General features: G+C 71.9%; 7 protein-coding genes. All 7 read left to right on the forward strand.

Annotated elements, in window-relative coordinates; all coding sequences use genetic code 11:
- Positions 1-2,499 (forward strand): glycosyl hydrolase (locus tag ACWEVO_RS13230; RefSeq protein WP_452307783.1); only part of this gene is annotated, 2,499 nt, incomplete at its 5' end.
- Positions 2,500-2,672: 173 nt separating this feature from the next.
- Positions 2,673-4,244 (forward strand): glycosylhydrolase-like jelly roll fold domain-containing protein, encoded by a 1,572-nt coding sequence (locus ACWEVO_RS13235; RefSeq protein WP_452307784.1) that lies wholly within the window; start codon positions 2,673-2,675, stop codon positions 4,242-4,244.
- Positions 4,241-7,456 (forward strand): family 78 glycoside hydrolase catalytic domain, encoded by a 3,216-nt coding sequence (locus tag ACWEVO_RS13240; RefSeq protein WP_452307785.1) that lies wholly within the window; start codon positions 4,241-4,243, stop codon positions 7,454-7,456. The genes ACWEVO_RS13235 and ACWEVO_RS13240 overlap by 4 nt, the downstream gene beginning before the upstream one ends.
- 3 nt (positions 7,457-7,459) lie before the next feature.
- Positions 7,460-10,000: an alpha-L-rhamnosidase-related protein gene (locus tag ACWEVO_RS13245; protein WP_452307786.1), complete on the forward strand. Its 2,541-nt coding sequence runs from the start codon at positions 7,460-7,462 to the stop codon at positions 9,998-10,000.
- A 289-nt stretch (positions 10,001-10,289) separates the two neighbouring features.
- Entirely contained in the window at positions 10,290-11,081 is a 792-nt protein-coding gene (locus ACWEVO_RS13250; RefSeq protein WP_452307787.1) for a DeoR/GlpR family DNA-binding transcription regulator, read from the forward strand.
- Positions 11,078-12,574, forward strand: coding sequence for a rhamnulokinase (locus ACWEVO_RS13255; RefSeq protein ID WP_452307788.1), 1,497 nt, complete (start codon positions 11,078-11,080; stop codon positions 12,572-12,574). Before ACWEVO_RS13250 ends, ACWEVO_RS13255 begins: the two co-directional genes overlap by 4 nt.
- A gap of 78 nt (positions 12,575-12,652) precedes the next feature.
- The coding region (locus ACWEVO_RS13260) for an autoinducer 2 ABC transporter substrate-binding protein (RefSeq protein ID WP_452307789.1) at positions 12,653-13,743 on the forward strand (1,091 nt) is incomplete at its 3' end.

The following is a 13,743-nucleotide window of genomic DNA, read 5'->3' on the forward strand; positions in this document are numbered from 1 at the left end:
GAGGACCCGCCGCACCACGGCGTGCTCGGGACGCCGGGCACGCACGAACATGCTCATTTGCGCCTGGTTGCCCGGTCGCCGCCGAGCACCGCCCGGCCGCACGCCTTCTGGTTCTGGAACGGCAAGCTGACGGAGGCGGAACTGTCCCGGCAGCTCGACGAGATGAAGTCCAACGGGGTCGAGGAGTTCTTCATCCATCCCCGGCAGGGGCTCGGTGGAGAGTTTGGCGCCAGCGAGAACGCCTACTACCTGTCCAAGGACTACTTCGACAAGGTGGGCTTCGCGCTGACCGAGGCGAAACGGCGGGGCATGAAGGCCTGGCTGTACGACGACCTCAACTGGCCGAGCGGCTTCGCCGGCGGCCGTACGGTCAAGGGGGGCGACGTCGACGGCAGGCCCGTCCCCGCCGTCCCCGACTACCTGCCGTGGTACCTCACCCCGGTCGCCCGCGACGTGACCGGGCCGTCCCACTACGACCAGCCCGTGCCGGTTCCGGTGCCCGCCGGCTGGTCGGTGACCGACGGCGTCCTGACCGTCAACGGCGGCGAGGTCGGGTTGTCCCGGGACGGCGCCGACTGGTCCGGCTACCGGATCGAGTTCGACCTGACCGTCGACGCGCTGGCCGCCGGATGGACCCTACACAGCCGGGACGCCGCCAACCTCGTCATGGTCAACCTCACCACGACCTCCCCGTACAACCCCGAGGCCGCCTCCACCTTCGGCGTGCACGTGCGGACGAACGGCGGGTGCCGGCTGATCGGAGGCCGGCTCCCGGCGGGCGTCACCATCCGCGACGGCGAGCGGCATCACCTGGCCACCGAGATCCAGGGCGACACCGTGACGATCCTTCTCGACGGCCGGGAGGTCGGGCGCCGCAGCGACCCGGCGATCGCCGCGCTCGGCGCGGGCCGGGTCGGCCTCCGGGCGGGGCAGGACGAGCGGGCCCGGTTCGACAACCTCACGGTCACCTCGCTCGACACGGGCGCCACGCTCCTCGCGGACGACTTCTCCGGCGACCTCGCCCGCTGGGACGTGACCCAGGCGCCGGCCTCCTCGCTGGTCGCCGCCGTGGCCCTGCGCAACCGCGGCGACGGCGGCTGCGTGACGAACGGGCAGGCCCGCGGCAGCGCCCTGGACGGGGACTCGGCCGTGGAGCTGACCGGCGAGGTCGGCGCCGACGGGCGGCTGCGCTGGAACGTGCCGGAGGGCCGCTGGTGCCTGCTGCACCTGGTGCAACGGCCGCTGGTGAATTATCACCCCGACCTCGAGCCCGACCAGCCGTACGTCGACATGCTCAACCCCGACGTCACGCGGAAGTTCATCGACATCACGCATGAGACGTACGCCCGCCGCTTCGGTGACCACTTCGGCTCGACGATCCAGGGCATCTTCAACGACGAGCCCGGCTTCTACAACAACTTCCCGGACAACCGGGGCGGCGTCGACTCCCTCGGCTCGATCCCGTGGACGCCGGGCTTCCGCGGCTACCTGACCCGCAATGCCGGATACGACCTCACCACCCGGCTCGCCGCCCTCTGGTACGACACCGGCGCGGCCACCACGAAGACCCGCGTCGACTACTACGACGCGCTCTCCGACCGGTACAACGAGGCGCACACCAAGCCGCTCGCCGACTGGGCCGCAGCGCACCACATCGCCCTGATCTCCAACCCGCTGGTCGAGGAGGACCTCGGCAGCCACCGGCTCATCGAGGGCGGCAGCTGGTTCGAGATGAGTAAGCACTACCAGCTGCCCGGCATGGACCTGATCAGCGGGCTGAACACCGACGTGATCACCCCGAAGCTGAACTCCTCGGTGGCCCACCTGTTCGACCGGGACCGCAACCTCGCGGAGACCTTCGGCGCGTTCGGCTGGGACCTGTCGTTGGAGGAGATGAAGCGCACGGTCGCCTGGGAGGTGGCCGGCGGGGTCGACCTCATCGACAACCACGCCTTCTACTACTCCATCGACGGGCAGCGGCGGTACGAGTCGCAGCCCAGCGAATTCTTCCAGAACACGTTCTGGCCGCGCTTCTCCGCGTACGCCTCATTCACCGGCCGGCTCGTCGAACCGGCCCGCGGCGCGACCCCGGTCAACCCGGTCGGCGTGCTCTACCCCAGCTCGTCGGTGATGGCCGAGGGCACCCCGTGGACGGTGCGCGGCTTCGCCGGCAACGGCCCCGGGCTCAGCGAGGTCGACGGCTCGTGGAAGGGGACGTCGAACGCCCTGCTCGCCGCGCAGCTCGACTTCGACTACCTGGACTCGTTGGCGCTGGCCGGCGACCCGGACCTGGACGTCGGTCTCACCGTCGACCAGGGCCGGCTGCGGCTGCACGACCAGACGTTCCAGGCCCTGGTTGTGCCGAAGGCCACCGTGCTGTCGCTGGAGGCGCTCGCCGCCGCGGAGCGGCTGGTCGCCGAGGGCGGCACCGTCGTGGCGGTCGACGGCCTGCCGACCCGGGAGGCCGAGGGCGGGACGCTGAGCTGCGCCGGCGGCTGACCGCGCTGTTCGACACCGACCCGGCCGCGCCGTCGGCCGCGCGCAGGGCCAGCGACGCCGGCGGGCTCGCCGTCTACCTGCCCTCGCGCGCCGACCTGGCGGCCACGCTCCGGGACCGGATCGACCCCGGTGTCACCCTGTCGCCCGCCAACCCCGACGTCCGGGTACGGCACGTGAAACGGGCGGCCGACGACGCTGTGCTCGTCACCAACGTGTCGGCCTCGACGGTCCGCACCGACGTGACGGTCAGCGTCGCGCAGGTGCCGGAGATCTGGGATCCGGAGACGGGCCGTACCGAGGTGGCGCCGGTGTTCCGGCTCGGCGACGACCGGGTGACGGTCCCGATGCAGCTGCGGCCGTACCAGGCGACCTGGATCGTCCTGCGGCCCGGCGCGCACCCGATCGGCCGGACCCCGCACGCCACCGCCGCCAACGCCACCGTCACGCAGGTGGCAGTCGACGGCGACGGGTTGCGGGCACGGGTCACCGTGGACCGCCCCGGCGAGGTCTACGTCACCGGACGGTACGACGGGAAGGCGTATGGCGGCAGCACGACCGTCGACGATCCGCTCACCCCGATCGCGCTCGACGGCGCGTGGCAGTTCCGGTTCGACCGGGACGGCACGCAGACCGTCAGCCGGCCCCTCGGGTCGTGGACCGCGCTCGACCCGGCCTTCTCCGGCACCGGCGTCTACACCCGCCAGGTCACCGTCCCCGATGGGTTCCTCGACGATGGGCGACGCGTGCTGCTCGATCTCGGATCCGTGCGGGAACTGGCCGCGGTCACGGTCAACGGGTCGCCGCCCCGGCACGTCGACGGGCGGCCGTACACGGTGGACGTCACCGACCTGCTGCGGCCGGGCGCGAACACCGTCGAGGTGCGGGTGACCAACACCCAGACCAACGCGTTCGAGGGCCGGGCAAACCCGTCCGGGCTGCTCGGGCCGGTCGTCCTGCGCCCGCAGCGCGCCCTGGACGTCCCCCTGGTCGAGGGAGAGCAGGTGAGCTCGCTCGCCCTCGCGGTGACGCCCACCTCGGTCGGGCTGCGCCCCGGCGGAAGTGCCCAGCTCACCGCGGTGATCGACGGGATCGCCCCGGACCGGTTCGCCGGCACGCTCACGGTCGCCGCGCCGGGCGGCTGGAAGGCCGAACCGGCCACCCAGCGCTACGACGTCGACTCGGCGCAGACGCCGGTGACCGTCCGGGCCGCCGTGACGGTCACCGCCCCGGACGCCGTCGAAGACGGCACGTACGACCTCACGCTGACCGCCACCGGCGACGACGGGCGCCGGGCGAGCGTCACCGTGCCGGTGACCGTGGCCCACCCGCTCCTGGCGTGGGAGTTCAACCGGGACGATGACGCCGAGGGCTGGACGCCGGCGCACCAACTGACCCCGTTCACGGTGGCCGGCGGCGTGCTCACCACCTCCGCGACCGGCGGCGACCCGTACCTGGTCCAGAGCACGCCACTCGCGCTCGACCTGACGCACGGCCTCACCGTCGAGGTGACCATGTCGACGTCGGCGAGCAGCCAGGGACAGCTGTTCTGGGCCACGGCGGCGCAGGGGGGATTCTCCGAGGACAAGAGCGGCCGGTTCGCAGTCAGCGACGGCCCGGCCCGCACCTACACCGTCACCATCCCGGCGCAGCCCACCCGGCTCACCGGGCTGCGGCTCGACCCGATGACGACCCAGGGCGACATCCGCGTCGACGCGATCAGGATCCTGCCCGGAGGTGCCGCATGACCCCGCCGATCAGCCGCCGCCGCTTCATGCAGCTCGGGGTCGCCGGCGGCGCGGCCGTCGCACTCGGCGGCCTGGACCCGGTGCGCGCGGCGGCGAACCCGCCGCAGGCGGCCGCCGACGTTCCGACCGGCCTGCTCACCGCCCTGCTCGACGACCCCCTGGGCGTGGGCGACCCGCACCCGCGGCTGTCCTGGATCGTGCCCGCCGACGCGCCGCAGCCGATGCAGACCGCCTACCAGGTGCAGGTCGCCGGCACCCGGGACGACCTGCTCGGCGGGACGGTGGTCTGGGACAGCGGGCGCGTCGAGTCGGCCGACTCCACCGCGGTGCCTTTGGGCGGCCCGTCGTTGCGACCGCGTGCCGTTTACTGGTGGCGGGTACGCACCTGGACCAGTGGCGACCGCCCGTCCGGATGGTCGCAGCCCCAGCGCGTGGTCACCGGCGTCGGCGACGAGTGGGAGGCCGAGCCGATCTGGGCACCCGCCCCGCCCGCCGGGCCGGCACTCGGCAACGGGCGCTTCGCGGTGACGACCGTGATCAAGGAAAAGTCCGCCGGACTGGTGTTCCGGGCCGCGGACAACCGCAACAACTACCTGTGGCAGTTGCTCGCCGGCTCCACCGGCGTGCTCAAGACGCACGTCCAGACCAACGGCGGATACCGGGTGCTGGCCGAGCGACCGGTCGGTCGGCCAGTCCCGCTCGGCGTACCGATCCGGGTCGAGATCGAGCTGGCAGGACCGCGCATCCGCACCTACCTGGACGGCGAGTTGGTCGACACCACCGAGGACCCGACGTACACGACCGGCACCCTCGGGTTCCGCAACGGCAGCACCGAGTCCCAGACGTACGACGACGTCCTGGTCACCGACTCCTCCGGAGCCGTCCTGCTCGCCGAGGACTTCTCCCGAGGGCCGGGAGCCTTCCCCGGCGGGACCGTGGCCGCCGGGGCGCTGTCGGTCGGGCGCAGCCAGCAACTCCTGGCCGGTTCGCCGCCGGACCACTGGGCGGCGCTGCGCACCGAGGTGGCGCTGGCCGACAAGCCGGTCGAGTCGGCGGTCCTGTACGTCACCGGGCAGTCCCCGGACCCCGTGCGGCAGTACGTCTACTCGCTCTGGCTCAACGGCGCGTACGTCGGATCCGGGCCAACCCGCGCCCCGGCGGGCGAACCCCGGTACCACACGTACGACGTGACCGCCCTGCTGCGCCGCGGCTCCGCCAACGCCCTCGCCGCCCTCTGCCACACGCCGACGGACAAGCAGTTCCTGGCGCAACTGGACGTCACGTACGCGGACGGCACCCGCGACACGGTCGGCACCGGTCCGTCGTGGCGGGCCCGGACCGGGGGCCGCTGGCTGCCGCCCTCCGGTGACCTCGGCGGCGGCTACTACACCGCCCCGCAGGAGTTCATCGACGCGCGGGAGGAGCCGGTCGGCTGGCTGCTGCCCGGTTTCGACGACTCGTCCTGGCGCCCCGCGGCGCAGCGCCCGCCCATCGCCGGACTGCGCCCGGCGGAGACCCCGAACCTGCAGCACGAGACCCTCACCCCTGCCTCCGTACGCCAGGTCGGCGACGGACGCTGGCTGGTCGACCTCGGCCGCGAGATCGTCGGCGGCCTCACGCTCGAGGTGCACGGCGCGCGCCGCGGGCAGACGGTGGAGGTGCGACTGGGGGAGGAGTTGGCCGGGCCGGACACGGTCCGCTACCAGCTGCGGACCGGCAACGTCTACCGCGAGGTGTGGACCCTGCGCGACGGCAGCCAGCGACTGGAACACTGGGGATACCGCGGGTTCCGGTACGCCGAGCTGATCACCGACCCGTCGCTGGACCTGAGTGAGACGGTACGTGCGGTGGTGGTCCGGCTGCCGTGGCAGGCGGACGACGCGGCCTTCCGCTGCTCAGACGAGGACCTCAACCGGGTCTGGGAGATGTGCCGCTACTCGATCGCGGCGACCCGGTTGGACCTCTACCAGGACACCCCCACCCGGGAACGGGGCCCGTACGAGGGTGACGCGTACGTCAACCAGCTCTCGGAGTACGCCACCCAGCGCTCCTACGCCCTCGCCCGCTGGTCGAACTCCTACCTCGCCCGGCGCCCGACCTGGCCGTCCGAGTACCGGCTGATGTCGGTGCTCTCGGCGTGGCTGGACTACCTCCACACCGGGGACCCGGATCACCTGGCCCGCGACTGGTCGCTGTACCTGGAGAAGAACTTCGACGAGTTCCTCGCGGACGACGACCTGCTGCACAAACCGCCGTCCGTGGGCGGGGTCTCCGACCTGGTCGACTGGCCGGTCAGCAACCGGGACGGCTACGTGCTGACCGACGTCAACACCGTGGTCAACGCCTTCCAGTGCGCCGCGTTCGCGGCCTGCGCCGAGGTGGCGCGGGTCCTCGGCAGGACCGACGACGCACGCCGGTTCACCGACCTGGCGGGACGGCTCCGGGCGGCGGTCAACGGCCGCCTGCTGGACCGTGCCGCCCCCGCCTACCGGGACGGCCTCACCACCGACCACCGGGCCCAGCACGCCACCGCGATCCCGGTCGCGCTCGGGGTCGCCGACGGGCGCGACCGGTCCCCGCTCGCCGGCACCCTGGCCGCCGGTGGGATGCGGATGAGCGTGTACGGCGCACAGTTCCTCCTCGACGCGCTGTACCTGGGCGGCAGGGGTGACGCCGGATACACGCTGATGACCAGCCGCGCGCGGGAGAGCTGGCTGCACCTGATGGACGACCTAGGCGCGACGATCGTCGGGGAGGCGTGGGATCCGGCGCTGAAGCCGAACATGACCTTCTCCCACGCCTGGGGCTCCGCGCCCGCGAACATCGTCGCGCGGCGTCTGCTCGGAGTCACCGTCACCGCCCCCGGGGCCGCACAAGTGCAGGTGGCGCCGCAACCGGGGCCGCTGACGTGGGTGGAGGGGCGCGTCCCGACGATCCGGGGAGCGGTCGAGGTGCGGGTGGACCGCCGCGACGGGTACCGCCTCGACGTCGACCTGCCGCCGAACGTCCGCGGCCGCATCCTGGTGCCGCTGGACGGCTCGCCGCCCGAGGCGTTCCACGTCGCCGGCACCGGACCTCATCCCGAGCGGACCGTCGCGGACGGTCACGTCGTGCTCAGCGACGTGGCACCGGGCCGGACGACCGTCTTCCTCGACCAACGGACCGAGGCCCCCGCCTCACCGCCGATCGCCGGCTCAACCCCGATGAGGTGACAGATGAGAAAAGCCCGCAAGTTCTTCGCCGCCGCCGCGCTGGCCACCACGGCGGTCGTCGGCGCCGGGACGGGAGCAGCCAACGCCGAAACCGGCCCGCTCACCGCCCCCGCGCCCGGTGACTGGCAGCGGTACGTGCTCACCCCGCAGACCCGCGAGGTGGCGCCCGACCGGGTGCTGAGCGCCGACGCCCGTGGCGGCGCCATCAGCGCCCCCGAGCACGTGCTGGCCGCCGACGGGCAGGCGGTCACCATCACCAAGACCGACGCCCGGAGCGACCCGCGCCTGATCGTCGACTTCGGACGCGAGGTCTCCGGCTACCTCGACGTCGACTTCGCCGGTGCGGCGCCGACCACGCTCTTCGCGTTCAGCGAGACCCTCGGCTACCTGGGTGACTGGGGCGACACCTTCGGCACGACCAGTTGGATCGCCAACGCCGACTGGTCCAAGCCGCAGCGCGACCGCCGTTTCGAGAGCCCGCACGAGCAGGCGCCCTCGGCAACCGGCACGTGGCACGACCCGGAGCTGCGCGGCGGATTCCGCTACCTGATGATCCGGCTTGCGCCCGAGGCACCCGCCGGGTCCAGCGTGAGTATCGACGCGGTCCGGGTCCGGTACACCTCCGCTCCCGGCGTCGACCTCGCCGACCGCGACGCGCTGCTGCCCGGCTGGTTCCTCTCCGCCGACGACGCGCTCAACAAGATCTGGTACGGGGGCGCGCACACCCTCGTCAACGGCACCATCGACCCGAAGCAGGGCATCGAGAACGGCACCGAGACGATCGGCGTCGGCGAGCGGGTGATCGTCGACGGTGCGAAGCGCGACCGGCTGGTGTGGAACGGCGACCTGGCGATCAGCGGACGGATCGCGTACGCCTCCACGAACGACCGGCAGGCGATGCGCGACTCGTTGCGCAGCATCGCCCGCACCCAGCGCGGCGACGGCTACCTGTCGGCCTGCTCCCCGAACGGCCTGGGCGCGCCCGTCTGCCAGGGCTTCCTCGAATACCACCTGTGGTGGCTGCGGGGCCTGCAGGAGTACTACCTGTACACCGGCGACACCGCCTTCGTCGCCGAGATTTGGCCGACCTTCACCAAGGCCATGGACTTCCTGGAGACCCGGCTGACCGCCCAGGGCTTTGAGGGCAGCGAAGCGCAGGACTCCGCGCCGAAACTCTCGACCGGCCACACCCAGGGCCAGACCTTCACCACCACGTCGTCGTTCACCGCGGTCGGCGGCCGGTTCCCGACGTACAACACCACCGACGCCGACATGACGCTGTCGCTGTACCGGGGGGAGCCCGGCTCGGGCCAACTGGTGGCGAGCAAGCGGTTCGAAAACGTGGTGGACAACGCGTGGCTGATGATCGACCTGCCCGAGCCGGCGGCGCCCGGCACGTACTACCTGGAGCAGTCCGATCCCTCCGGCATCATCGCCTGGTGGACCAACTCCACCGACGCGTACCCGAACGGCACCGCGCTCGCCGACGGCAGCCCGATCGCGGGCGACCGCACACTGCGGATCGCCACCGTCGGCGACGACCGGGCGCGGCTGCTGGACCTCTACGACCAGGGCGGCCACTGGATCTACGGTGACTCCGGCAAGGAGACCGAGGTGAACGCGCTGTACGTCGAGGTGCTGCGCGACGCGGCGACCTTCGCCGAACTGCGGGACGACGACACGCGGGCAACCCACTGGCGGGGGCTCGTTCCCGAGGTGACCCGCGGCGTCAACGACCAGTTGTGGAACGAGGCCGCGGGCGCGTACCGCCAGTCCACCGGGCAGCCGGGGAACATCCCGCAGGACGGCAACGTCTTCGCGGTGTTGTCCGGAGTGGCCCCGGCCGACCGGGCCGACCGGACCCTGGACACGCTGAAAAGCCAGCTCTGGACGCCGTACGGCGCGAAGTCCGGCACCGGCTCGATGCCGCAGCTGGTCGGCCCGTTCATGAACTACTGGGAGGCGCTGGCCCGCTTCGACCACGGGCGCGACGCCGAGGCGTGGCACCTGCTGCGCACCGTCTGGGGCTACCAGTTCGCGCAGCACAAGCCGATCAACGGGGTCGAGGAGCCGCCGGCGACCGGCGCCTGGGAACACATCAACCTCGACGGCAGCCCGTACCGCTACGGCGACGGCAGCATGTCCCACCCGTGGTCCGCGGGCGGCACGGCGCTGCTCACCAACCAGGTCCTCGGTGTCCGGCCCACGGTCCCCGGGTTCGCCGGCTACGCCGTGCAGCCGCACCCCGGTGACCTAGAGTGGGCACAGGGCCGCGTGCCGACGCCACAGGGCGCCATCTGGGTCTCCTGGCGGCAGGACCGGGAGCGGGACCGCTTCGTCATGGACGTGACCGCGCCGGCCGGCACCACCGGCACCATCGCCGTCCCCGCCCACGGGCCCACCACGGTCACCGTCGACGGGCAACTGGCCTGGAACGGCGCCAAGGCCAAGGCGTACGGGGCGCACAGCGACGGCCGGTACGTCTACCTGACCGGCGTCCCCGCCGGTGCGCACACCATCGCGGCGCACCCCGCCGACGACTGACCCCGTCACTCACGGTCCCGCCGACCGGCCCCGCCAGCGGGCGCCGGCGGCGGGGCCGTCGTCGCTCCACGGCCATAGGTATATGCCTATCTTTTGGCCGTCACTTCTGGTGTCGGCGCGGCACCGGTACGTGCGCCTTCGCCGCCGGATCCGTTAACCGGACCGCAATCGAAACCGAACCCCAATCAATCGAAACCGTTACGGCGGCGACTTCTCTTTCGTTTATTGACCACTCAGCTGCGGTGTGTCTAGCGTCACCTCACCACCGCACAGGAGGGACCGCGAGACCATGCCGGGGATTGCCGAGCACGAGCGCCAGCAACACGTGCTGCGTCTGCTCGACGGCCAGGGGCGGGTGAGCATCGCGGACCTGATCGAACGGTTCGGCGTCTCGGCCGTGACGATCCGCAAGGACCTCGAATCGCTCGAACGGCGCCGGCTGCTGCGGCGCGTCCGCGGCGGTGCCGTGCCGCACGAGGCCGCCGACGAGGGGGCCTTCGACCTGCGACTGCGGCACAGCGAGGCCGCGAAGCAGGCGATCGCCCGCGCTGCGGCGGCGCACGTCAAGGACGGCGACGCCATCTGCCTGGACTGCAGCACGACCTGCTACTACCTGGCCCTGGAACTGCGCACCCGGCGCGGCCTGGTCGTGGTGACCAACGGGTTGCGCGCCGCCGACGTGCTCAGCGAGTCCGACGCGATCACCGTCGTCGTGCTCGGCGGGACCGTACGCCGCTCGTCCCAGTCCCTCGTCGGCGACTTCGGCGACGACCTGTCGTCGCGGGGCCGGCTCAGCGTCGGCTTCTTCGGGCTGCGGTCGCTCAGCCCCACGCACGGGCTGATGGAGTTGAGCCTGGAGGAGACCACGGTCAAGCGGCGACTCGCCGCGGCCTGCGACCGCGTCTACGGGCTCTTCGACTCCTCGAAGCTCGGACGTTTCGGCCTGCACCCCTTCGTCGCCACCGATCACCTCACCGGTCTCGTCACCGACGACGGCACCCCGGACGACGTCGCACGACAGTGGTCGTCCCAAGGAGTGCCGGTGGAGCGCGTACCGGTCACCAGGGGAGGAGAATCATGAGCCGCCGCCGCTGCGTCGCCGTGGACCTCGGTGCGGAGAGCGGCCGCATCGTCGTGGGCACCTTCGACGGGCGGCGGCTGCAGACGGAGATCGTGCACCGCTTCCCGAACCAGCCGCGCATGGCCGACGGGCACCTGCGCTGGGACATGACCGCGCTGTGGCACGAGATCCTGGCGGGCCTCGGCCGCGCCGGAGCCGGCGGCCCGGTCGACTCGGTGGGCGTGGACACCTGGGGGATCGACTACGGCTACGTCGACGAGCGGGGCGACCTCGTCGCCGACCCCGTGTCGCACCGCGACGCCCGCACGGAGGGGATGCTCGCGGAAGCCACGCGGATCGTCGGACACGACCGGCTCTACGGCAGCACCGGCGTCCAGCTCATGGAGATCAACGCCATCTTTCAGCTCCTCGCCGAGTCCCGCGCCGGCGGCCCGCCGCCGCAAGCCCGCCGCCTGCTCATGATGCCGGACCTGTTCCATCACCTGATGTCGGGCGCCGCCGTCGCGGAGTTCACGGCCGTCAGCACCACCGGGGCGTACGACGTCGCGGGCCGGGCCTGGGCCACCAAGCTCCTCGAGGACCTCGGCCTCCGAACCGACCTGCTGCCCGAGGTGGTGGACGCCGGCACCGACCTCGGTCCGGTCCTGCCCCCGCTGGCCGCGTTGCCCGGTTTGGCCGGCGCCCGGGTCATCACACCCGGCAGCCACGACACCGCCAGCGCCGTCGCGGCCGTGCCGTTCGACAATCCGTGCGCCGGCTACATCTCCTCCGGCACCTGGTCGCTCGCCGGCGTGGAACTGGCGCACCCCGTGGTGGACGACGGCTCCCGCGAGGCCAACCTCACCAACGAGGGCGGAGTGGCCGGGACGGTCCGACTGCTGCGCAACGTGATGGGGCTCTGGGTGCTGCAGGAGTGCCGGCGCCAGTGGGCGCGGGAGGGCCACGACATCGACTACCCCGCGCTGGTCGCCCTCGCGGCCGAGGCGCCGGCGGCGCGCAGCATCGTCGACGTCGACCACCCCTCCTTCGTACGCCCCGGCGACATGCCCGCCCGGATCCGCGCCTACTGCCGGGCCACCGGCCAGCCGGTGCCCACCGGCATGGGGGAGGTTGCCCGGTGCGTCCTGGAAGGCCTGGCCCTGCGCTACCGCGTGGCCTTCGAGTCGATCGTCAAGGTCACGGGACGGCCGATGACCGCCGTGCACATCGTTGGCGGTGGATCCCGCAACGATCTGCTCAACCAGCTGACCGCCGACACCACCGGACTACCCGTCCGCACGGGGCCCGTCGAGGCCACCGCCATGGGCAACCTGCTCGTCCAGCTCATGGCGCTCGGCGAGCTCGCGGGACTGGATGACATACGAGAGGTGGTCCGACGCGACGACCACGGTCGCCTCGTCGAACCGCGCGACCCCGCCATGTGGGGGGAGCACTACACCCGATTCCGCGACGTCGTCGCGTCGGTTTCGCCCGGGCAGGACCTGGTCGAGTAACCATTCCGAATCCGCCGCCCCCGGGCGGCATCCTGCACCCGCCGAGCGGGGGCAGGCTAGAGAGGAGTATCCATGCGGATGTCGAAGAGGGCGACGGCACTGCTCGCCGTCGGGCTCGTCGGCGCGCTCGCGATGGCCGGCTGCAGCAAGAAGGGTGGCGGCAGCGGGTCGTCGAGCGAGTCCGGCGGCGGTCAGAAGCAGATCAGCGTCGCGTTCGTCCCGAAGCTGCAGGGCATCCCGTACTTCGAGGCGATGAACACCGGCGGACAGAAGGCCGCCAAGGACCTCGGTATCAACTGGATCTACAAGGGGTCCACCACGGCGGACCCCGGGGCGCAGACGGACATCGTCAAGTCCCTGATCCAGCAGAAGGTCGACGTCCTCGTCGTCGCACCCAACGACCCCGACTCGATGGCGCCGGTGCTCGCCGACGCGAAGGCCAAGGGCATCCACGTCATGACGTCGGACACCGACGCGCCGAACTCGGTGCGCGAGGTGTTCGTCAACCAGGCCAACACCGAGGGCATCGGCCAGGCGCTCACGGACTCGCTGCTGGAGAAGATGGGCGGCCAGGGCAAGTACGCCATCGTCTCCTGCGGCCAGACCGCCGCGAACCTGAACGCCTGGATCGATGTGCAGAAGAAGTACACCGCGGAGAAGTACCCCAAGGCGCAGATCGTCGACACGGTCTACGCGGGTGAGGACGAGGCCAAGGCGGTCTCGATGGCCAAGGACCTGATGAACGCGCACCCGGACCTGACCGGCCTGGTCGGTGAGTGCACCAGCTCGGCGCCGGGCGTCGCGAAGGCCGTCCGCGAGGCCGGCAAGGTCGGCAAGGTCTTCACCGTCGGCCTGGGCACCCCGCAGGCGATGAAGCCGTACCTGGCCGACGGCTCGTCCAGCGCGGCGATCCTGTGGAACGTGGAGAACCTCGGCTACCTGACCGCGTGGGCGGGCAAGCAGCTCGCCGAGGGCAAGACCTTCGCGAGCGACAACCAGGTCAGCAGCGACCTCAGCGGCGTCAAGTACTTCAGCGACAAGAAGGAACTGCTGCTCGGCGACCCGCTGCGGATCACCAAGGACAACGTGGACCGCTCCACCGGGGTGGACGGCTCGAACGTCTACACCCGGGCCGCGCAGCTGGCCAAGTTCACCGTGGCGGCGGCTCC

The sequence above is a fragment of the Micromonospora sp. NPDC003776 genome (assembly GCF_053605645.1).

Coding starts and splice junctions, on each gene's coding strand:
- ACWEVO_RS13240 (WP_452307785.1), top strand. CDS start 4,241: ATGACCCCGCCGATCAGCCGCCGCCGCTTCATGCAGCTCGGGGTCGCC.
- ACWEVO_RS13245 (WP_452307786.1), top strand. CDS start 7,460: ATGAGAAAAGCCCGCAAGTTCTTCGCCGCCGCCGCGCTGGCCACCACG.
- ACWEVO_RS13250 (WP_452307787.1), top strand. CDS start 10,290: ATGCCGGGGATTGCCGAGCACGAGCGCCAGCAACACGTGCTGCGTCTG.
- ACWEVO_RS13255 (WP_452307788.1), top strand. CDS start 11,078: ATGAGCCGCCGCCGCTGCGTCGCCGTGGACCTCGGTGCGGAGAGCGGC.